This is a genomic window from Oceanobacillus sp. FSL K6-2867 (assembly GCF_037963145.1).
Taxonomy (GTDB): Bacteria; Bacillota; Bacilli; order Bacillales; family Amphibacillaceae; genus Oceanobacillus.
This window is the reverse complement of the sequence record NZ_CP150144.1, coordinates 2,602,302-2,624,885: the sequence shown is the minus strand read 5'-3', so window position 1 is coordinate 2,624,885 and position 22,584 is coordinate 2,602,302. Positions and strand designations below refer to the sequence as shown.

At 38.7% G+C, this 22,584-nt stretch carries 20 protein-coding genes and 1 riboswitch; of the genes, 12 read left to right on the top strand and 8 right to left on the bottom strand.

The features are described from left to right. Positions 1–78: 78 nt before the first annotated feature. The gene (locus NSQ77_RS12865; RefSeq protein WP_339226419.1) at positions 79–1,152 is read right to left on the bottom strand and encodes a nitronate monooxygenase family protein; all 1,074 of its coding nucleotides are present in this window, start codon (positions 1,150–1,152) and stop codon (positions 79–81) included. Positions 1,153–1,627: 475 nt separating this feature from the next. Between NSQ77_RS12865 and nikC the strand changes: the two genes are divergently transcribed. The 4 genes from nikC (at position 1,628) to NSQ77_RS12845 (ending at position 5,603) form a co-directional block, all read left to right on the top strand. Then, entirely contained in the window at positions 1,628–2,530 is a 903-nt protein-coding gene (nikC, locus tag NSQ77_RS12860) for a nickel transporter permease (RefSeq protein ID WP_339226418.1), read from the top strand. 16 nt (positions 2,531–2,546) lie between these two features. After that, the gene (locus tag NSQ77_RS12855) at positions 2,547–3,503 is read left to right on the top strand and encodes an ABC transporter permease (protein ID WP_339226417.1); all 957 of its coding nucleotides are present in this window, start codon (positions 2,547–2,549) and stop codon (positions 3,501–3,503) included. A gap of 62 nt (positions 3,504–3,565) precedes the next feature. After that, complete coding sequence (locus NSQ77_RS12850; RefSeq protein WP_339226416.1) at positions 3,566–4,618, top strand: ABC transporter ATP-binding protein; 1,053 nt, start codon at positions 3,566–3,568, stop codon at positions 4,616–4,618. Next, the gene (locus tag NSQ77_RS12845; protein ID WP_339226415.1) at positions 4,584–5,603 is read left to right on the top strand and encodes a dipeptide ABC transporter ATP-binding protein; all 1,020 of its coding nucleotides are present in this window, start codon (positions 4,584–4,586) and stop codon (positions 5,601–5,603) included. Before NSQ77_RS12850 ends, NSQ77_RS12845 begins: the two co-directional genes overlap by 35 nt. 149 nt (positions 5,604–5,752) lie before the next feature. On the opposite strand, the gene NSQ77_RS12840 is transcribed toward NSQ77_RS12845, so the two are convergent. Beyond that, positions 5,753–7,366 (bottom strand): glutathione ABC transporter substrate-binding protein, encoded by a 1,614-nt coding sequence (locus NSQ77_RS12840; RefSeq protein WP_339226413.1) that lies wholly within the window; start codon positions 7,364–7,366, stop codon positions 5,753–5,755. Between the two features lie 377 nt (positions 7,367–7,743). Here NSQ77_RS12840 and NSQ77_RS12835 point away from each other — a divergent pair, with 377 nt between their 5' ends. Together NSQ77_RS12835 and NSQ77_RS12830 are read left to right on the top strand one after the other, a co-directional pair. Then, the gene (locus NSQ77_RS12835) at positions 7,744–8,580 is read left to right on the top strand and encodes a serine hydrolase (protein WP_339226412.1); all 837 of its coding nucleotides are present in this window, start codon (positions 7,744–7,746) and stop codon (positions 8,578–8,580) included. Further along, complete coding sequence (locus NSQ77_RS12830) at positions 8,570–9,850, top strand: hypothetical protein (RefSeq protein WP_339226411.1); 1,281 nt, start codon at positions 8,570–8,572, stop codon at positions 9,848–9,850. The genes NSQ77_RS12835 and NSQ77_RS12830 overlap by 11 nt, the downstream gene beginning before the upstream one ends. Positions 9,851–9,926: 76 nt before the next feature. Here NSQ77_RS12830 and NSQ77_RS12825 read toward each other — a convergent pair whose 3' ends face one another. From NSQ77_RS12825 to NSQ77_RS12800, 6 genes are all read right to left on the bottom strand, one after another. After that, entirely contained in the window at positions 9,927–13,106 is a 3,180-nt protein-coding gene (locus tag NSQ77_RS12825) for a DEAD/DEAH box helicase (RefSeq protein WP_339226410.1), read from the bottom strand. Between the two features lie 165 nt (positions 13,107–13,271). Then, positions 13,272–14,459: an MFS transporter gene (locus tag NSQ77_RS12820; RefSeq protein ID WP_339226409.1), complete on the bottom strand. Its 1,188-nt coding sequence runs from the start codon at positions 14,457–14,459 to the stop codon at positions 13,272–13,274. 164 nt (positions 14,460–14,623) lie between these two features. Next, on the bottom strand, positions 14,624–14,938 hold the full coding sequence (locus tag NSQ77_RS12815; protein ID WP_339226408.1) for a multidrug efflux SMR transporter: 315 nt from the start codon (positions 14,936–14,938) through the stop codon (positions 14,624–14,626). Then, on the bottom strand, positions 14,938–15,279 hold the full coding sequence (locus NSQ77_RS12810) for a multidrug efflux SMR transporter (RefSeq protein ID WP_339226407.1): 342 nt from the start codon (positions 15,277–15,279) through the stop codon (positions 14,938–14,940). Before NSQ77_RS12810 ends, NSQ77_RS12815 begins: the two co-directional genes overlap by 1 nt. Positions 15,280–15,397: 118 nt before the next feature. Further along, positions 15,398–15,496: riboswitch (guanidine-I (ykkC/yxkD leader) on the bottom strand. Positions 15,497–15,547: 51 nt separating this feature from the next. Beyond that, positions 15,548–16,162, bottom strand: a complete 615-nt coding sequence (locus tag NSQ77_RS12805; protein ID WP_339226405.1) for a superoxide dismutase family protein — start codon at positions 16,160–16,162, stop codon at positions 15,548–15,550. 314 nt (positions 16,163–16,476) lie between these two features. Beyond that, positions 16,477–16,995, bottom strand: a complete 519-nt coding sequence (locus NSQ77_RS12800; protein ID WP_339226404.1) for a DoxX family protein — start codon at positions 16,993–16,995, stop codon at positions 16,477–16,479. Positions 16,996–17,353: 358 nt separating this feature from the next. Between NSQ77_RS12800 and NSQ77_RS12795 the strand changes: the two genes are divergently transcribed. The 6 genes from NSQ77_RS12795 to NSQ77_RS12770 are packed head-to-tail and all read left to right on the top strand — an operon-like array spanning position 17,354 to position 22,472. Beyond that, positions 17,354–18,073 carry a hypothetical protein gene (locus NSQ77_RS12795; protein ID WP_339226403.1) on the top strand — a complete coding sequence of 240 codons (720 nt, stop codon included), beginning with the start codon at positions 17,354–17,356 and terminating at the stop codon, positions 18,071–18,073. A gap of 23 nt (positions 18,074–18,096) precedes the next feature. Then, the gene (locus NSQ77_RS12790; RefSeq protein WP_339226402.1) at positions 18,097–18,498 is read left to right on the top strand and encodes a GntR family transcriptional regulator; all 402 of its coding nucleotides are present in this window, start codon (positions 18,097–18,099) and stop codon (positions 18,496–18,498) included. Positions 18,499–18,501: 3 nt separating this feature from the next. Further along, positions 18,502–19,359: an ABC transporter ATP-binding protein gene (locus NSQ77_RS12785; RefSeq protein ID WP_339226401.1), complete on the top strand. Its 858-nt coding sequence runs from the start codon at positions 18,502–18,504 to the stop codon at positions 19,357–19,359. Between the two features lie 15 nt (positions 19,360–19,374). After that, complete coding sequence (locus NSQ77_RS12780) at positions 19,375–20,283, top strand: M23 family metallopeptidase (protein WP_339226400.1); 909 nt, start codon at positions 19,375–19,377, stop codon at positions 20,281–20,283. A gap of 10 nt (positions 20,284–20,293) precedes the next feature. Continuing rightward, positions 20,294–21,226 carry an ATP-binding cassette domain-containing protein gene (locus NSQ77_RS12775; RefSeq protein ID WP_339226399.1) on the top strand — a complete coding sequence of 311 codons (933 nt, stop codon included), beginning with the start codon at positions 20,294–20,296 and terminating at the stop codon, positions 21,224–21,226. After that, positions 21,219–22,472 carry an ABC transporter permease gene (locus tag NSQ77_RS12770; protein WP_339226398.1) on the top strand — a complete coding sequence of 418 codons (1,254 nt, stop codon included), beginning with the start codon at positions 21,219–21,221 and terminating at the stop codon, positions 22,470–22,472. The genes NSQ77_RS12775 and NSQ77_RS12770 overlap by 8 nt, the downstream gene beginning before the upstream one ends. Positions 22,473–22,584 lie beyond the last annotated feature (112 nt).

The window sequence follows — 22,584 nt, the reverse complement described above, 5'->3', positions numbered from 1 at the left end:
GCAGTAAATTATTATTATATTCATGCTCTACAGTAAATAAAACAGGGAAAACCAGATAAGTCTGGTTTTCCCTGTTTTTTAATCATGTTCTATTAGGTTTGCCTTCATTCTGTTTTTATCCGTAAACAGTGCAATAATATCTTCTACACTTTCTTCTTTATGTAATGCTCCTACTCCTTGACCAGCCCAGAGTGATTGTAAATCCGAAATAGAAAATTCTGCTCCTGCTGCTCTTAAATCCTTTGTCAGTTCATTTTGAATTGGAAAAGGTAAAACATCCAGACCACTGGATTCAATTTCATTGATGAAACCATTTTTAATTGCTCTTGCTGGCCTGCCTGAGAACACGTTTGTTATCACAGTATCCTGATAATTTGCTTTTACTAACGCTCTGCGGTAGGTTTTGTTCGTACCTGCTTCTTTAGCCAGCAAGAATCTCGTTCCCATTTGCACACCACTAGCCCCCATCGCAAGCAATCCATCCAGTTGCTGCCTTGTATAAATCCCTCCTGCCGCAATGACTGGCAATGAGGTATTATCCAAAATTGATTGCATCAGAGCAATTAAACCAATATCACTTCCATTCGGGTACTTTTCGATATCAAACGTGCCGCGGTGCCCTCCTGCTTCAATACCTTGTGCAACGACGATATCATATCCCATATCCTCCAAAAGCTGTGCTTCACTAACATTTGTTGCCATTCCAATAAGGATGCTGTTATTTTCCTTTAGCCGCTCGATTAACACGGAAGAAAGGGCCCCGAAAGCTGTACTGACAATAGGAACCTTTTCTTTTATAAGCAAATACACTTTCTCATGTAAATAGTCATTTACTTTAACAAGATTCTCCTGCTTATCTATGCCTGTTTCTTTCCTTTTCTTATTTAAAAGTGCTTGCATTTCATCTACATCTGTTGTGAAGACCTCCAGGTTAGCAGAAAACAGATTTACAGCAAAAGGTTTATCAGTTAGCTGTTTCACTCGTTGAATAGCTTCCTTTAACTTGTTTGTGTGCATGTAACCTGCGCCAATTGTCCCAAGTGCACCCGTATTAGATACAGCTGCTACAAGCTCAGGCGTTGTAATTCCGCCAGCCATACCAGCTTGAATGATTGGAATCGTAATATTTAGTCTTTCCAATATGTTTGCCATCCGTAGCCTCTCCTTTGTCAAAGAACTTTAAATCATACCCCACTATCGGCATAAAGTATTTATTCTTTGTACACAATCGTTTATTTTAGTCTTATTTAAGCATATCATAGACAAAAAAATTAGACGAATTAATTACAGAAAAATAAAAATTTACATTTTTTTAATAAGGATTGCCGATTTTACAGTATCTTGCTTTTTTCGACAATAGTCCCACTTTTTAATCAAATTGTAAATTCAATTTTTCGTGTTATAATCGAGAAATGGTGGGTAAATATGCAATTTAGGTGCGAGTTCAAAAGGTAGTTGAAAATTACATAGAATAGTAGTTTAGGACGAGACCTATAGCGTACGGGCTTGCATTTCTGTGAGTTTCAGCACGTGTCGGCCATTGTTGGGTTCTCGTCTGAATGTGTCATTTTAACCAGACTTTTTGAACTGCCTTTTTAATCTATTTATGAAAGGAAGTTAGCAATCTATGAGTCAGTCGACAGAACATATCGAAAACACTAGAACCGCAATAAAACCTCCTAACCCGCGATTCAAAAATTGGAAAATAGTTTATCGAAAACTAAAAAAGAACAAATCAGCAATGTTTGGCGGTTTTCTTATTCTATTTTTTATAATTGTCGCAATAATCGGTCCATACTTCACGCCATATCAGCCAGATACGCAAGATATGCTGAATAAACTACAATCCCCATCAGGAGATCATTGGCTGGGGACGGATAACTTTGGCCGGGATATCTTTAGCCGAATTATTCATGGAACGAATCTGACATTAATCGTTGGCTTTTTCTCTGTTCTGCTAGGTGGTGCAGCGGGAGTGCTTATCGGAATTTTCGCTGGATATTATGGAGGCAGAACAGATAGTATCCTTATGAGATTAATGGACATCCTGCTCGCTTTCCCTAGTATTTTACTTGCACTTGCAATCGTAACTGTGCTTGGAGGAAGCCTGCAAAATGTTATTATCGCGGTTGCTATCTCATCTGTACCTGTATTCGCCAGGATTGTTCGTGGTTCTACTTTATCTGTTAAGAAGCTCGAGTATATTGATGCGATGAGAGCATTAGGAGCTAGTGATGCCCGGATTATTTTTAAACACATTTTTCCAAATATTACTTCACCAATTATTGTTCAGGCAACTCTAAATATAGCTACAGCTATATTATCTGCTAGTGGATTGTCTTTCTTGGGACTTGGTGCACAACCACCTACACCTGAATGGGGAGCTATGCTAAGTGATGGGCGCAACTATTTATACAATGCACCACATGTTGCTCTTTTCCCAGGGCTTGCTATTGTGCTTGTAGTACTGGCTTTCAATATGCTTGGTGATGGTTTAAGAGATGCATTCGATCCGAAGACAAAAGAGTAGAAAGAGGTGAAAGATCTTGTTTAAGTTTATTATCCGAAGAATTATCCAAACTATTCCCGTTTTAATCGGGGTTTCCATTCTCGTATTCAGTATGATGCACCTAGTACCGGGGGACCCAGCTCAAATTATGGCAGGTGAAAGTGCCCCAAAGGAACAGGTTGAAAATATCAGGGAAAGATTGGGTTTAAACGATCCATTACCAGTTCAGTATTTTAATTATATAAAGGATGCTGTACAAGGCGATCTTGGAAGCTCCATGCGAAGCGGACGGGATGTAACAACTGAAATCGGCGCACGTTTTTGGGTTACGTTAGAACTTGCAATCTATAGTACAGTTATTGCCGTATTTGTGGGACTAATTGTAGGAGTCATATCGGCTACAAAAAGGTATTCATTCGCCGATACATCGCTTATGATTATTGCATTATTCGGGTTATCCATGCCTAACTTCTGGCTTGGACTTATGCTTATCCAATGGTTTGCCATCGGTATTGATCTTCCTAGCTGGGTTCCATTCATTAGTGATACTAGTTGGTTTAAGCCATCTGGTTGGGGCAGCTTCGCTCAGGTCGTATTGCCAGTTCTAACCTTAGGCACAGCGAGTGCAGCCATTATTGCAAGAATGACACGTTCGAGCATGCTTGATGTAATTGATCAGGACTATATCCGTACCGCAAGAGCTAAAGGTGTTAAGGAACGAGTTGTAATTTACCGCCATGCACTAAAAAATGCATTGATACCTGTTGTTACCGTAGTTGGTCTTCAATTCGGGGGTCTGTTAGGTGGAGCTGTTCTTACAGAAAGTGTATTCGCAGTAAATGGTATGGGAAAATTAATCATTGACTCTATTCGGGCTCGTGACTTCCCAGTAGTCCAGGGAACCATTTTAGTCGTAGCACTATTATTTATTTTCGTCAATCTAGCAGTTGATATTACGTACCGATATCTAAATAAACGAATTGATCTAGACTGATCGCTTTGATTTGTTCGAATAGAATTTTTTGAACATTCTATTGTCAGAAAGGAGTTTCTTATATGACAAGTGCACCAAATTCCTATGAAAATATATTGGAAATAAAAAATTTACAGACCTCCTTCTTTACAAAAGATCTAGAGGTTAAAGCAGTTGACGGTGTTTCATTTGCAATTCCAAAAGGTAAAATTCTCGGCGTCGTTGGGGAGTCAGGATCAGGTAAAAGTATTACCTCTCTTTCCATTCTTCGCCTGCTTAAAGAGCCTGGAAAAATAGTTGGTGGTGAAATCAAGTTTAAAGGAGAAAACCTGCTTGATAAAAGTGAAGCTAGCATGCGGAAAATACGCGGTAATGAAATCTCAATGATATTTCAGGAACCAATGACTTCGTTAAATCCTACGTTCACAGTTGGTCAGCAAATTAGTGAGGCTTATAAAATTCACCAGGGACTAAATAAAAAGCAAGCAAAAGCACGTGCAGTTGAAATGTTGAAATTAGTTGGGATTCCTTCCCCGGAAAAACGTGTGAATCAATATCCACATGAGCTTTCAGGAGGAATGAGGCAGCGTGTAATGATTGCAATGGCACTTGCCTGCAATCCAGAATTGCTCATCGCTGATGAACCGACAACAGCACTTGATGTAACAATCCAAGCTCAAATTCTTGATTTAATCAAAGATTTGCAGGAAAAACTCGGTATGGGTGTATTATTAATCACACATGATCTTGGAGTCGTAGCAGAAACATGTGATTATGTTGCTGTGATGTATTGCGGAAAAGTTGTTGAATATACCGATACAAAGACATTATTTAAGGATGCTAAACATCCGTATACAGTTGGATTAATGAAATCTATTCCCCAGCACGACCAGGATATTGAAGGTGATTTGGCAGTTATTAGAGGTTCAGTGCCCAGTCCTGCAGAAATGCCTAAAGGATGCCGCTTTGCACCACGATGTCCATTCGCGACAGAATTGTGCAGAGAAAAATTACCTGACCTCGTTACAGATGAAGAGGGAAATCAAATTCGTTGCTGGATCTATTCAGATGAATGGGATGGCGATCCGGAGGTGAATGTTCATGCAGAAACAGAAAGAACTACTGAAAGTTACTGATTTAAAGCAGCATTTCCCAATTAAAGGTGGGATTTTAGGCCGTACCGTTAATCATGTAAAAGCTGTGGATGGCGTATCCTTCACCGTTTATGAAGGAGAAACATTAAGTATTGTAGGTGAATCTGGCTGTGGAAAGTCTACTACTGGAAGAGCCATTCTGCGGCTTGATGAACCAACGTCTGGCAAGGTTGATTTTGGTGGGAAGGATTTACTCGCATACAACAAACGTGAAATGAATAAAATTCGTAAAGATATGCAAATCATTTTCCAGGATCCATATGCGTCGATTAACCCACGTCACACAGTACGACAAATTTTAACAGAAGCGATGGAGATTCAAAATTCCGTACCCAAAAATGAGCGGAATGATCGAGTAATTGAATTAATGGAAACCGTCGGACTTGGGGCACATCAAGCGGACAGGCTTCCGCATGAATTTAGTGGTGGTCAGCGTCAGCGTATCGGAATTGCCCGAGCTCTCTCTGTTAATCCACAGCTGATCATTGCAGATGAAGCTGTGTCAGCGTTAGACGTTTCTATTCAAGCACAGGTTATTAATCTATTGAAAAAGCTGCAGCGTGAATTCAAATTAACGTATTTATTCATCTCACATGACCTGGGAGTTGTACGTCATATTTCAGATCGAATTATCGTAATGTACCTAGGAAAAATCGTTGAGATTGCTGATAAAAAATCATTATTTGAAAATACAATGCATCCATATACAACGGCATTGCTCTCTGCAATTCCAAGTACAGATGTGGATAAGAAAAAGGAACGGATCATCTTAAAAGGTGATGTACCTTCGCCAATTGATCCGCCAAAAGGCTGCAGGTTCCATACCCGTTGTCCATTTGCAACGGATTTATGCCGCACCGAAACACCAGAGCTTCGTAAAGCAGATGGAATGTTGGACGGACATATGGCAGCATGTCATTACATGGAAGACATTAAAGCCGGGAAGCACCAGCCTGCTACCGTTTAATCCTAATCATAGAAGCGTTCATTAATGCAGTGAACGCTTCTTTTTTTAGTTATATTTCTATATAATTTGACTGCAAGCAATCAACAAAAGGCCCCTAAGATACCTAATTGGTACCCTAGGGGCTCTTATATGTTCAAATACACGTTTTACTACTCTTGAAGTGATACTTCATGTAATTGCAAGATTCCAGTTGGCAGCTGTGTTAAGCCTTGAACCTTATCACTAACACCTAATAGGAATTGTTGGTGATGTATATAAAGCATTGGTGCAATATCAGTTAACTTCGTTTGAATTTCGCTGTACAGCTCAAGACGAGTGTCAGGGTCTGATTCCTGACGTGCTTCTTCTAACAATCCATCTAACTCATCATCTTTAGTGAATGTACGGTTTCCTGGTTCTCCAACATTCTCAGAATGGAACAATGGATATAACCCATAATCCGCATCCCCTGTTACTGTTGACCAGCCAAGGATAAACATATCATGCTCACCTTGCGCAGTTTGCTCAAGATATGCACCCCACTCAAGAACTTCAATTTCTACTTTAATACCAAAATCAGCAAGTTGAGCTTGTAGGTTTGTTGCAGTATCCATACGCTCCGGGCTGTCATTTGTCCAAAGTGTTGTAGAGAATCCGTCTTCATAGCCAGCTTCTGCCAACAATTCTCTAGCACGATCTGGATCATACTCCAGGCCCGGTGCATTTTCGTCATAGCCAAGTACTCCAGGCGCTAAAGGCCCAACTGCTGGTATACCATTACCATCATAAATACCTGTAATGATTTGTTCTTTATCAATTGCCAAGTTGATAGCTTGACGAACTAGTGGATCATTAAATGGCTCTTTTTCCATATTGAATCCGATATAAGATAAACTTACACTATCTTGTTTCGCCGGACTCGCACCATCCATCGCTTCAATTTGAGCAACATCGTTCGGGCTAATTGGGTCAGCAATATGTGATGTGCCTGTTTCTAATTCAGCAACACGTGTTAAACCTTCTCCAACAACTTTAAATGTTACAGAGTCGAGCAAAGCTTGCTCTCCCCAATAATCATCATTTTTAACCAGTGTAATTTGTGTTCCTGGCTGCCATTCTTCAAATTTAAAGAAGCCTGTGCCATATGGTTTTTCGTTAATAACACTTCCTGGATCTTCTCCAGCTTCCATCGCAGCATAGTCTTCCTCAATGACAGCTGGTGAAATGATACCTCCGCCATTATGCGCTAAGTGAGCTGGCAGTGGAGAAAATGGGTATTCTGTTGTAAAGCGAACTGTATAGTCATCTACAACTTCAATATCTGTAATCATTTCATAGAGAAATAGGCGTGGTGATGCTACTTCTGGATCTAATATACGTTCAATGCTTTTCTTAACTGCTTCAGCGTTAAAGTCTGTGCCATCATGGAATTTTATGCCTTCACGTAATTTAAATTCCCATACTGTATCTTCAACTTGTTCCCAGCTTTCTGCCAGGCTTGGTTGTACTTCCATATTTTCATCCTGTTTTGTTAGTGATTCAAAGATATTCGCTTGAACGTTACTTGAAGGAGTATCGTTTGAACCAGCTGGATCTAGCGAAACAGCATCTGACAGAGTTGCAATCATTAAGTCTTGTTCTCCTGCAGGAGCAGCATCTTCTGTTCCTTCGCCTGTTTCATCACTAGAAGAATCATTTTCATCTGGTTCACTCGCACATGCTACTAGAACACTCAGCAACAGTCCAAAAACCAATAATAATAATGACTTTTTAGAAAATTTCATATTTTCTGACCCCCTGTTTCTTTGTAATAGCTTTGTAAATTTATTTTAATATAAGCTATCTTTCAATATATTACCCTATAATTCAAAAATTTACAATGATATATATTAATGTTTCTATATAATTTGACTATTTTTATAGCTATTACGTTCTAGTAATATTATCACACTAAAAAGACTAAATTCTAACAATTAACGTTTTAATTAGGTAATTAGTATGTTTTTGAATCATTAAACCCAGGGCAGGAGCTACTATAGACCTTTCTGCATTATATGTCTTCTTACAAATTAACCAGTTTTCTTGACAATATTATGAAAATTCAATATGATATTATTTAAATTAATGCAGTCATATCTAATAGTAAGGTGGAAGGAAAGCAATGAATATTTCCGATTTAAAGAAAGAACTGCTTTCTTTATCTTCTCGTAATCTAAAAAACATCTCCATCGTTGTTCATAGTACAGAGGGAATAATCCAAATTAATGCAAATACACCAAGAAAAGCTGCAAGTGTCAGTAAACTATTTATTCTTGCTGAAGTACTGCAACTAATGGAAGCTGGAATAATTCAAAAGGATCAACGCATTTCTATTGCACCTGACGCAATGGTAGAAGGTGCTGGTATCATCAATTATTTAACGGATCACGATACGTACAGTTATCAGAATTTATTGGAGCTTATGATTATTGTTTCCGATAACACCGCTTCCAATATATTACTTGATACAATAGGTATAGAACGTCTAAATCATTCTATTAAAAAGCTCGGCTGTCAGCATACCGTAATGTGTCGTTTATTTATGGACCAAGAAGCACAGGCAAACGGAAAGGAAAACGTTACAACCGCAGCAGATATTGTTCACTTGCTTAAGCTATTTTCAAATGAAAATGGCCCCTATAGTGAAAATATACGCAAGGAAGTTCGCAGAATACTTAAAAATCAACAATTCAATCATAAATTACCCTCATTTCAGATGCATCAAGACAATCTAAATATCTACCATAAAACAGGAGAATTGCCTGGTACAGAGCATGATGCAGCAATTATGGAAGCAAATGGAAAAAAATTAGAGGTTGCTGTATTGACGGAAGGATGGGAAAATAATGGCATAGCACATCATTTCATAGCAGAAGTTGGCAGGCATTTAATGAACTATATAACCAATGGAACATTATCTAAAAAAAGTAAGGATCGGAGCGTGCGGCATGAAAGTTAAAATTGCAGTTTTTGGAAACGAAGAAACGATAAAACGTGTACATACACTAGCAAAGCGTGATGAAAATTTGGAAATCCTTCCATTTGCATACACACATTCGAGTGAAACTCCCGAATTAATTGAAAGGGCTTTCATGTGTGATGTTTATTTATTCACGGAAGCAATATCCTATCTATGCGCCAAGGAAAAAATTAAAAAGAAACGTTTGCCAGCTGTTCAGGTTGCTTTTGATGAGTACATGATACTTACCTCTTTCTATCGTCTTAAAAACGATTATAACCAAGTCCTTGATCGCATTTCAATCGATGTACTTGACGGACAGCATCTTGCAGAAGTCAGTAAAGAACTTAGCTTTAATAATAAACAAATCTATCATTATAGCTATGGTGATGATGAGTCGCCCGATATTCAAAAAATTACTAGCTTTCATCAAAATCTATGGAATGAAGGCAAAATTGACTATGTTCTTACATCAAGCAAAGAAGTAGAGATCCTTCTAAAAGAAGCTGGGATTCCAGGCAGCAGCATGATTATTCCAGAGGTAAATTTATTACATGCCATTGAATCTGCCAAATCACTTACCGAACTGAACCAGCATAAAAGCGCCCTTCTGGTAGCTGGATATATCCGATTGAAAAATCAGGATCAGCTTAAGCTACAAGAATTGAAAGCGCTAACTATCAAAATGCAAAATCTTTTGAGCCGATTTGCTGAACGAACCGATTCACTTCTCACCGATAAACACGACCATCAATTTGTACTGGTGGGAACGAAGAAATTGATTGATTATATACAAACTCATTACCGTGATTTCCCGCTTTTACGGGAATTTGAAGCTGAATTAGATATTCCGATTGATATTGGCTTTGGACTTGGCCTATCAGCAAACGAAGCCGAAGTGCATGCACGACTAGCTTTGGAAAAATGTAAAAATGAAAATCACAGTCTCTGTTATATTGTCAATGAAAGACAGGATACAATTGGACCAATAGGCATTCGCAGAGATATTGATACCTCACGTCTATTCCATGCATTGATTCATAAAGCACGATTGAACAATGAACTTTCCTATAATTTCATTGATTTTATAACAGACCGCAATAATGAACCATTCTCTTCAAATGACATTGCTGCCTACTATAAAGTTACGAAGCGGAGTGCAGAAAGGACTGTCAATAAGCTGCTATCTGGTAATGTTATTAAGGTATCTGGAGAGGAGCGTCCTTATTTAAAAGGACGACCAAGAAAGTTATTTTCTCTTAATAATTAACAAACCTATTCCTATATCAACAGTAAAATGAAGGCAGGCAGAAAAGCTACATCACTTTCCTGCCTGCCTTAAACTGCTATAAACTTAAAAGGTTGCGAATATCGTCCTCACTTAAGCTAGAGAGCATAGTTTCCCCTGGCTGGATAACCTGGTCGATCAGCTCACGTTTTTTCTGCTGAAGTTCATATATTTTTTCTTCAATCGTACCCTCTGTTACAAGTCGAATGACCTGGACCACATTCTTCTGACCGAATCGGTGCGCACGTCCTGTCGCCTGATCTTCAACGGCAGGATTCCACCATAAATCATATAAAATGACGGTATCAGCTCCAGTCAAGTTTAGCCCGGTTCCACCTGCTTTTAGAGAGATAAGAAAGATGCTATTCTCCCCATTATTAAAACGTTCACTCATCTCCACACGCTCTTTTGCAGGAGTTTGCCCATGAAGATAAAAATAGCCAAACCCTTCTTTTTCTAAACGTTCTTTAATAATTTCATGCATGCTTGTGAACTGAGAAAAAATCAGCATACGCTTTCCACTTTCAATTGCTGTTTTCACTGTTTCCATTAATTGTTCCAGCTTTCCAGAGTAGCCTTCATAATTCTCAATGAATAATGAAGGATGACAGCAGAGCTGGCGAAGGCGTGTTAATCCCGCAAGGATTTTCATCCGGTTTTGCTGGAAACCACTTTCCCGCATTGATTGCGCTGCTTCCTGCTGTACCTGTCTTAAATAGCCAACATATAAATCCTTTTGCTCCTTTGTCAGCTCGGAGACATGAACAGACTCAATTTTATCAGGAAGCTCTTTCAGCACATCCTTTTTCATTCTTCTTAAAATAAACGGCCGTGTAATCATTGCAATTTTTTCATTCGATAATTGTTTAAAGCTCCGCTGATTTGGCATCAGTCCGGGTAATACGACTTGGAAAATAGCCCATAGTTCATCAATTGCATTCTCAATCGGTGTCCCACTTAATGCAAATCGACGTGCAGCTTTTATTTCCCGTATGGCTCGTGATGTTTTTGTCGCATAGTTTTTAATATATTGCGCCTCATCCAAAATCATGGATTGAAATAAAAATTCGCGATAAATGTCAATGTCCTGCCTCAGCGTCGCATAGGAAGTAATCCAGACGTCCGTATCAACGGAAGCTTCAATCATGTGATGCCGTTCATCAGGAGTTCCAGTAAGCACAGCGACAGATAAATGCGGAGCAAATTTTCCAAATTCATTCTTCCAGTTATAAACAACTGAGGAAGGCGCAACAATTAGATGTGGTCCTGTATCTTCTTGTTCTTTTTCTGACGCAATATATGCAATGCTTTGCAATGTTTTGCCTAGCCCCATATCGTCCGCTAAGATTCCACCGAGATGATAACTGCTCAGCGACTTAAACCACCTGAAACCAGTCATCTGGTAATTTCTAAGTGAGGCATTCAGCTGTTTCGGCAGCTCATATACCTGTTCTTCTGGGGACTTCAACTGATGGAGCAATTGACGAAATGACGGATCGTAGTTCTTTTTCGTATCAATCAGCTCATCCAGCTGTGTCCCCCGGTATACCGGCATTTGAACGTGTCCATTCAGCAAATCATCTTTGTGAATGTGCATCTCGTCGAACAAACGCTTTATCGAGGTGAATTCTTCCCCTTCTAATGACAGTAACTCACCACTTCCCAGACGATAATAACGTTTCTTCTCGATTACCGCATTTAAAATGTGATTGATTTCGGAATCCTCAACTCCATTGATGTCAAAGCCAATTTCTAATAAATTCGAGCTTCCTTCCAAACGAACGTTCGTACTCGGCTGTGGTTCGTTATCAATTATCATTGAACGAACTTCGGATGTTAAAAACAGTTCCACTTCTTTATCTAATCTTGGCATAATATAATACAAAAAGTCATACAGCTCTTCTTCATCTGCTTCAATATAGAGCTCTTTCCCATTATAATGGAAATTTGCTTGCTCAATCAGCTGCATAATTTGCTGTTCCTTTTCTACTTCGCGAATAATAAGATGTTCATTATCCTTCCGTCCATTAAACGGATCAATCAGATGTTCACCATAATGGTATTCCAGTCTCCCAATAATCCAATCAGCTTTTATCTCTAAAAACAACTTCGCACGCAGTGGCACTTGAATAATTTCTTCTGTGATTGACTCTGCTACCTCTACCCCCCCAAGTTTTTTCAGCGATGGAAGTACTTCTGATAGAAAAACATCAGCTTGCGCTTTCGGAATCGGTAATTGCAAATCATTCATTCCAAACTTTGTAATCTCTTCCAGTACTTGTACCTGCTCTTTTGTTGGATAGTAGAAAACTCCTTTATGGAATATCATTTCATAAAAAGGAAAATACGTTGCATCGGTTGCATCTGCCATCTTCATCAGCAGGTCATTTTGATTGCTTTTTGTCAGAGAAAAGCGAAACGGCAGTGTATCCTTCTCCACCCCAACGTGCTGAAAGCTTTTCAGTTGTGTTTCTACTGTGAAATCTCTTTCAGAGAGCTTTTCAAGCAGCTCCTTCGCTGCAAGCGGCGGAACTGCAATATAACGTTTATCCCAACTATTTCCGTCGTAATGAAACCTGCTGTTTCCTTGATACATTTCCTCATTACGTTTAATCGCCAACAGCATTTCAAATAGCTCCATGTCCTTTTGCAAAAAATAATGCGTATCAGGATGAAAAATAAACTTTTTGGTAAAGTAGTATTCATTTCCTTGTAAGACGTTATCAAGAAATTGGTACGCATCCTTTACAACATAGCAATGCTTCTCCCCAGTCCGTAACTCAATTCGCAATTGATGTTCATACCCCCAGCTGCAGTAATATTCCACATGCATCGGAAGTTTATTTGGCAATATTTCTGGCTGTGATTGTTGCTGTGGCAATGTACGCAATGCCTGGATAAAACTATTTGTAAGTTCATAATTTGGTTTGGATGGTCCACTCGAAACAGGCTGCTCTTTATTCGCAATCTGCATTAACGCAGCTGCGATATGTTTACACGTACCAAAGGTTTCAAAAGCAGGGCAGTCGCAATACGTATCAATTGATCCATTTGTATAATCCTTCATATTGATTTCTACAAAGTAATCTTCTGATCCATGTACGGTGGCCGTCCAAACTTGGTAATTGATATCATATAAAAGATCGCTCACTTTATTTTGTTTATAATAATCCTTTCCGCGCTTATAAATAGTCGGCGGGAACAATTTTTGGATATTTATATCACTTATTTTTTTCAAAATACGTGTTACCTACCTTCTATAAGGATGTCAAAAAATCCGTTTAAAAATTTCTTTAGGTTTATTGTAAACGAGGGAGCTGCAATTGTGAAATTATCCTAATTATAATCCGCAAGCCCAGCATTCAGCAAAACCTAAATTGAATGTCAAGCATACGTCGTTTTTTTATGTCCGTCTTTTCGCTCTCATGTATAAGTAAATGTATAACATTATGGACAGCATAACTGATCCAGCTGAAACAATGTAAATAGATCCATAGCCTAAGAAATATGCAAGCTGGCCAAAGGCGATAGCTCCAATTCCAATACCTAAATCAAAAAATGAGTAGAAGGTTGCATTGGCCATTCCTTTTCGGTGGGCCGGGGCCTTCTCAACCGACCATGCTTGCAATGCGGGCTGCACACTGCCAAATCCAAGTCCATATAAACCAGCAGCAATCAGCAAAGCGACCGTACTTGGGAGCCATGCTAATAAGAGCATCGCAATGAAAATAAGTATTGTTCCAGGTAAAAATACATACAAATGACCTTTTCGATCATAAATTTGACCTGAAAACGTTCGAGATATCATTAAAAAGATAGCATAAACAAGAAAGTAGAGCTGTATACCTTCTACGTTTTTTTCGATCGCATAAATTGGAAGAAATGTTGCAATCCCACCAAATGTCGCAGTGATGAAAAATAATAGCACCGATGGCTGTAATGCTGTTTTTTCGAAAATATCAAACTTAACTGTAGTGGTTTTATGCTCTGAATAGTCGACTTTTCGATAGCGTATCCTCGAAGCGATAAGGAATGCAACAAGACCAAGCGCTGCACAAATTAAGAAAAGCTCTGAAAAGGAGATAATCCCAACTAACGTTAAACCGAGCGCTGGACCAAATGCTAATGCTAGGTTGCCGGACAAGCCAAAGTACCCCATTCCCTCTCCACGACGGGCAGGTGGAATTATATCGGTAGCAATTGTTCCACCTGCCGTGGTTGATAGCCCCCAGCCAATTCCTTGTACGATTCGAATAATAAATAATAGAACAATACTGGCAATAAAGGCATAAGCTCCTACAGAGAGAACGAAGACTGCTAACCCAACCATATAGACAAATCCTCTTCCTTTTGACTCAAGAGCATGACCTGCATACGGACGAAATATCAGGGCAGAAAATGTAAAAATCCCTACCACTATTCCGACTAGCTGATCACTGCCGCCCAATTCTTTTACAAACAATGGGAGCGTTGGAAGTGTCATTTGAAAGCCAAAAAACACAAAAAAGTTTGCTAAACAAATAAACACGAAATCACGTGTCCATATCTTCTCGCGAGTTTCCGCAGTATTTATTTTAGATTCCGGCCTCATAAACGACTTCCTTTCTACTTTGCTAACATCCTATTATACATGAGTCACTGCAAAATTAATATGCAAACAATTCGAGTTTCGAAATTTTTTTGAAGCAATTACGAAAAGGCACATATATGCCGCATATATGCACCTTTTCTTCTATAATTTCCAATCTGTTTTCACTAAGAGATTAATTTTAGCCCAATCGCCGCTCCTAAAACCATTGCTATAAATAAAATTCGTTTCCAGTCTTTTGATTCCCCATACAAAATCATTCCAAGTATAGCACCACCAGAGGCACCTATCCCTGTCCATACAGCATAGGCAGTACCCATCGGCAATGTTTCCATTGCATAAGAAAGAAATATAAAGCTTGCTCCAAATCCGCCAATTAACAAGAGAAAAGATTGCCAATTACGGTCATGATGCAGTTTATTAATCATAGCGACACCAAACATTTCAAATAGCCCTGCTAACACTAAGGAACCCCAAGCCATTAGGATACATCTCCTTTCTGTACCTTTTCATCTGTGACTAATTTCAATCCAATAACACCTGCTAATAAAAGTAAAATCAGCAGTATTTTGCTCAGTTTAAACGGTTCTCCAAATAATAAGATTTCGGAAAACACGGTACCAGCTGTACCTAATCCAACGAATACAGCATAAACCGTTCCAACAGGTAGCTTCCGCCCTGCCATTATCATTAAATAAAAGCTGACAAAGATGGCAATAGCTGTTCCAGCCCATGTCCAAAAATCATATGCATGCTTTAAGCCAATCACCCAAAACACTTCGAAAAAAGCTGCAATAAAAACCTTCACCCAATTCGCATTCATTAATAGCACCTCCATCCCCTATTTTTGCCAAGAAAACTTTCCTTCTGTAAAATGGCGTCTATAACCGAACAAGTCCATAAAAAACCTAAAAAAAGCCTCAGAGCAACTGCTAAACAGTTTCTCCCAGGCTTTTATCCTTCCGTGACACAGTTTGATTACTGTGGATTTTCTCTCGGACCAGACCAGTAGATGCTGCGGAACCCTAGAAAACCTTCTCTATGCAATTACTTTTGATTATACACAAATCCGAGACAATTTCAAGTAATATTTATTGACCAATCACGCCACATGCGATGCGATCTCCCGCATCACCAGCGGGCTGTGATGTGTAGTCGTCTGCATCAGAATGAATGACCAATGCAGTTCCTTCCTCAGTATACAATGTATTTTCGCTTTCTCTATCTAATGTAAGCTTATCAGCTGTTACTTCTGCTGTTACTGTTCCATCATCAGCCACTTCAATATTTTCTAAATCACCTGCATGCGGCCCATCTGAATGATCAAATCCATGCTTAGCATCTGTCGGATTATAGTGTGAACCAGCAGATTCGAAATCTGGAGGATCACATTTTCCAACCTCATGAATATGGAATCCTTTTGTTCCGGGTGGTAAATTTTCTCCTTCCAATTTTATGTTTACTCCCGTATCGGCAGGCGTTAGCGTTGCCGTTCCAACTACCTCACCTTCTGCATTTTGCAAAGAAACCAAGACCTCTTCCTCTGCTGTTGCATTTGGATCTTCCGCACCTTCTTCATTGGTCGCGTCATCCTCAGTCGGTGCATCATTATCGGTTTCTGTATCTGTCTCATCCCCCGTATTTCCACACGCAGTTAATACCATAGTTAAGATTAATGCGAAAACAATCATTACCCAACGTTTCATTTTGTCATCTCCCTTTTAAGGTTATATTACTAATGTTTCACAAACTAGCACGTAGTTAAACATATTCAGACAAGAATACTATAATTGTACTAGCTATGTTAGATGTGAAAATCAAAAGTCCTACTGCCGGGATTGGTATGATTTTAGTTGTATAATTCATATTCTGGAATAAGCATTGGATTATGTCTATTGGCTATCATTTCTTCAATGTGATCACTTCTATAGAAGATGTATTTGTTGTTTCAAAACAAGAATGAACACATACAAAACACGCCTTACAGGGGAATCTCCCTTGTAAGGCGCATTTCAATCGATTAAGATGCAACAGCAACTTCTTTTTGTACTTTATTCTTCTTGTTTTGAATTGTTTGTTTCAAGTATGGAAGAATCCATCTATCTAAACCATATCTGCCTGCATTATAACCAGCAGCCAGAAGGAATACAGTGATTACTACCATTTGTGCATTGGTGCTTACTGTTCCACTGAAAAGGAACGCAAAGTTCATTGTAATTCCCATTAAAGCTGCAAAGTTTGTAAAAATTCCTAGGATAAGTGCGATACCTACTAACAATTCTCCCCACATAACCGCGTACGTAAACAATTCAGCCTGTGGCAATGCGACAGCTTCAAGAAATGTTCCCCACCATGCTTGAACAGTTGCTCCTTCACCAGCAGAGTTTGCAATTGCTCCTTGAATAAATCCACTTGCATCAAACTGTCCGCCAGTAATTTTTCCATAACCTGCTGTCATCCATTGGTAACCAATATAAATTCTTAAGAAAGTCCAAATACCTGCAGCTACTTTACTGTTACGAATAAAATTCATAATCATTCCATCCATCTCCTTTTATATTCTTATTTGATTTGTTTACTTGTTCATCATTTCACAATATATTGTAAAGGCGTTTCCTTACTACACTTATATCATAACAGATATTTTTAGTTTGAAAATATCTTTGTGAAGTAATTCACATTTTAGAAACAAAGTTGTGAACATTTTTTGAACAGGTTTGATTATTATAGATATTCAAATTAAAGAAGCATCATAATCCTAACAAACTTAAGCTTTAGTAAGACGTCCCCCTTCTTTTCTTTTAGCAAATGTCAGAAATATTATTGACAGCGATAATTATAGGTCATATACTGTTCATATAGATATACACAGTATAACAGTCAGGGAGGTATTTGTTATGAAAGAGTGGAAACAGGCTTTCTGGTTAGCAGGGATTGAATGGAAGAATTTTGTACGTCATGCTGTTATTTCCTACATACTTTATTTCCTATATATCGTAATTATATTTGCTTTCCTCCCCATCTTAGAGGATGGTACAACAGTTGTAGGGGATATTTTGTTCATTATATTCTTTCTTCTTTTCCCAGTTTGGATGAAACCAAAAGAAACCAATATACAAAAAATCAGCGGAGACATTTGGGCATCTCCTTCCTTGATTATGCTTCAGCAGCTACCAATTAGAAAAGATGTTATTGTGAAGAGTCGATTTATCTTTCATTCTTTTTATTCTTTTCCGTTTCAGCTCACCTTATTACTATGCTTGTACATACTGACACCGGAAACTCGCAACCTGGAGCTTAGCGCTTATCTTGCTTTCGTCATTTTATGGCTAGCAATTGGTATATATATTGGATTCATCTTACCTGCAAGTGATGGAGGAGATATTATCAATTGGAAAACATTATTAGGATCTAGTCTCTTTTTTATACTTCTTGGAGCAGCGATCTTAACTCTCTTTCATGCTGTGTTAGATGTCGGATTTGTAGAATGGACGATTCGAATTGCCCAAGAGTTTCCGCTCTTATCAACTCTTGTATCCATCTTCCTCACTGGATTTGGCTTCTTTTATTGGCCTCGTTCATTGAAAAAAACGATGGAAAAGCTTGATTATCTTTAAGCTAATGTTTTTTAGAAAGGGGTGTGTGTGCTTTGCAGCTGCCGATTCATCTTTCCAACGAATCCCGTGAACCTATATACCATCAGATCGAACATCAGTTAAAGGCATTAATCGCTAGTGGGCATATTCAAGCAGGTACAGCACTTCCATCTATTCGGGGACTTGCAAAGGATCTTGAAATAAGTGTGATTACGATTCGACGTGCCTATCAAAATTTAGAATATCAAGGATTTATTGAAACGAAGCAAGGAAAAGGAACTTTTGTATGTGACATTGAGGACGCCTTGAAACAGCAAGTGAAGATAAGATCTGTCTATGAAACATTTGAAAGATCTGTAGAAACAGCAATGAGCTATAACTATACGACTGAGCAGATTGAAGAAATCTTCCATAACATTCTGATGAACTATAAGAAGGGAGAGTAAACGTTGAAACCTTTTGCAGAGATAACCCAGGTAAAAAAGAAAATAGATAATTTTCATCTTGGACCAATCAATTTAACAATTGAACCCGGAACAATTACATCACTTGTTGGCAATAATGGCTCTGGAAAAAGTACATTAATGAAGCTGATGATGAATCTAGCAAATACTGACAGTGGCAGTATTAATTTATTTAATCAAAATGTTTCTGGTGATGAAGAGCAATGGAAATCATTTGTTGCCTATCAGTCACAAAAAATGATCGGATGGGACGCTTTTACTGGAGAGAAATTAAAAGGTTTTATTGCCCCACTTTACGAACATTGGGATGAACAGCTTTTCCACCGCCTTGTTGAACGTTTTGCTGTTCCTTTGGATCAACGCTTTTCCAAACTTTCTCAAGGGTCACAGCAGAAACTCACACTTGCACTGACCATTCCAAGGAATACTGCTTTATTACTTTTGGATGAACCGACAGCATACCTTGATATTCCAGCGAAAACTCACCTTATGGACGTTCTAGTAGACTGGATGGAACAAGGGGAACGCTCCATTGTTATAGCAAGTCATCAAATTGAAGATATTAAGAAACTTTCTGACTATCTATTCGTATTACGTAATGGGGAGATGGTAGGGAACTTTGAAAAAGAAGCACTGACAGAACGCTACAAGCGTTATTGGTTACGCAGCGAACTAACTGAATCATCTATTCCTGGTGAAGTTTTTCGGGATCGTATTCAAGTGGTATCCAATCATCCAGAAGCAACGGAACACTATTTACGAGAAAAAGGTTTACAATGGACGAACCAATCTTCACTTGATTTGGAAGAGATTATTACGTCGTTACTGTCACCCACTAGATAAAGGAAGGTGTAATCGATGACTTTAGCTATTATCCAAGTATTTGTCATACAGGTTATCCTACCCGTCGCTTTTATTTTATCTTTATGGAAAACAAAATATCCAACCCGCCTTGATTGGGTCATCCAGTTACTATTTACCGTTGTATTTATTACATGGCTATTTCTTTCAGGGCGATGGGATTGGGTAGGAATATACCTGAAGTATGTATGGGTGCTTTTGTTAATTCCTGCTATTTATCTGTCTTGGAAAAATACCAAATCACTTCCGTTCCGTACGAAGCTTAACAGGAGCCAAAAATTTTCAAGAGGATTTAATATCGTATTATTACTTATTTTTGGCCTATATACGACTTCTAGTGTGAGTGGTTATTCCACAGAGGATGAACCCATTGATCTTGCTTTTCCATTAAAGGACGGGTCTTATTATATTGCACATGGTGGCAGCGCGACACAGATAAACTATCACAATGCCTATGAGCCTCAACAGTATGCGCTTGACATTGTAAAATTAAATCCCTTTGGTACACGAGCAAATGGTATTTACCCGAAAAAACTCGATAACTATGAAATTTATGGGGATGTACTCTACAGTGCATGTAGTGGAAGTGTAGTGGAAACAAAAAATAACTCACCTGATTTAATACCACCAAAATCAAACCCGGATCAACCAATGGGAAATTTTGTTGCTATCGAATGCGATGAGGCGGACTTTATTCTGTATAACGCTCATTTGTTGGAAGGAAGTATTACGGTTGCAGCAGGTGAACGAATAGAAGCTGGTGAACAGATCGGTCAAATTGGAAATTCCGGAAACACCTCCGAGCCCCATCTCCATATCCATGCTGAAAAAGATGGCATAGGAGTTCCACTTCTATTTGATGGAGTATTTCTAATCCGAAATGATGTAGTAAAAAAGAAAGGGTGAATCCATAACAATGGAAACAATGTTATCGGTAAAAAACTTAGAAAAGGCTTTTAAAGACAAGCAAATTATTAAAGACATTAGCTTCGATGTTCGTGAAGGTGAAATCATGGCAATTCTTGGGCCAAATGGGGCCGGGAAGTCAACAACAATCCGTAATATTATGGGGATTATGTATCCAGATGCTGGTTCGATTGAATTCCTAAATAGCAATGGGAAAGATATTCCGCGCAATAAAATTGGCTATTTACCAGAGGAACGCGGTCTCTATAAAAATGTCAACGTAATGGATATTCTGCTCTATTTAGCCGAGCTAAAAGACTACCCGCTAGACAAGGCAAAAGAGCGCGCGCTGGACTACTTGAAAAAATTTGACCTAGAAGGTAAGGATAAGGTTTCTGTTGAAGAACTTTCCAAAGGGATGGGGCAAAAGGTGCAGTTTATCGCATCTGTCATTCATGAACCAGAGCTGCTCATATTGGATGAACCATTTTCCGGACTCGATCCTGTAAGTCAAGAGTTGTTCAAGCAGGAAATTCGCAGCCTGGCGGAAAAAGGAACTGCTATCTTACTATCATCCCATCAAATGAATCTTGTAGAAGAAATGGCGGATCGTCTCTTTATGATTCACCGAGGACAGAAGGTGATTTATGGAACAATGGATGACGTGAAAACCCAATATGCCAATTTTAAATGTACCATTCACGGAAAAAATACTTACGATGACTTGGTACGCCTTCCCGGTGTTCAGCGCGTTGAGCAAGAGGATGACAAATCCATTCTCTATTTAGCAAGTGACATCCACCCTGCCAGCTGGCTAAAGCATTTACCAGAACAGCTCGTCATACACGAACTAACTATCGACCGGATATCGCTTCATGAAATATTTATTGATATTGCAACAGATAAAAACCTATTACAGGAAGCAGGTGAGCTTCATGCGTAATACGATGAAAGTAGCAAAATGGGAAATTAAACGAAATATGAAAAATAAGACCTTTCTAATCGGGCTATTTTTAACCCCTATCCTGATTCTTGCCTTCGGATTTATCGGCAGCTTGTTTGGTGGATCAGATGATGATAATCCTGCAGCAACAACCGTATACGTTAATGACCAAACAGATATTTATCCAGCATTAGAGGAAACGATTAGTCAAAGTGACTTGGACTGGGAAATGGAGCAAACAGATATTGATGAAGCAGATGTGGAATCAATCTTAGAAGCTAGCGAAAATACAGCATTCCTATTTATTAATGATCAAGCAATCGAGAAGGGTGTCGTTCCCGTTTATACAAGTGATGAGATTGACCAGTTCTTTATCAATCAAGCTCAAGTATTAACCACTCCACTGCAAGCATTAAAAATTGAACAGTTTGGTTTAACAGAAGAAGAAACAGCAAGTCTGCTGCAAGGAATCACTTTTGAAGAAATAACAATGGAGGGTACTGCTGCAAATGAAGATGGTAATGCATCAAAAGAAGTAGAAACTGAACTTGCAGCCGATCCGATGGAACGTGTGGTACCTGGTATTTTTGCTGGAATTATTATGTTTTCTGTTATTATGACGGGGATGGCAACCTTCCAAAGTGCATCACAGGAGAAGAAGGATAAAATCGCTGAAATTATTCTTTCGTCCTTAACACCATCTGACTTAATGCAAGGGAAAATTGTCGGCTATTTTGTTTTAGGTATCATTCAAGTAGTAGTTTTCTTTGTCGTCCTATTGCCATTTGCAGTCTGGAAATTAGATATTCCGATTATGGAATACTTACTTGTTCCCGAAACCATTTTACTTGTTTTCATTGCTATTTTAAGTTATCTGATGTTTGCATCCATCTTTGTCGGTATTGGTGCAACGATGTCAGATATTACAACTGCTGGGAACTTCCAGGGATTTGTGATGATGCTGCCATTTGCACCACTTGTTATTATGGGACCTGTTTTTAATGATCCAAGCGGGATTGTTGCACAAATTGGTACGTACATTCCATTTACAGCACCAGGCGTGCTTATTATGCGCCTCTCTACACTGGAACAGTGGCCTTGGATTGAGATTATTATCTCCCTCATTGTCATTATAGCAAGTGTCTGGATCTTCATGAAGCTTGCTGGAAAAATCTTTAAAGTAGGTATTTTAATGTATGGAAAAAATGCTACTCCAGGTGAGATCTGGAAATGGCTTCGCGCTTAATTTTTTTAGAGGCAGCTATGCTAATGGCTGCCTCTTCCATTACTTCCCGCTTAAAAATCCTAAACTCAAAACACCTCACACATGTTATACTAGTAAACATGTTTAACAGATC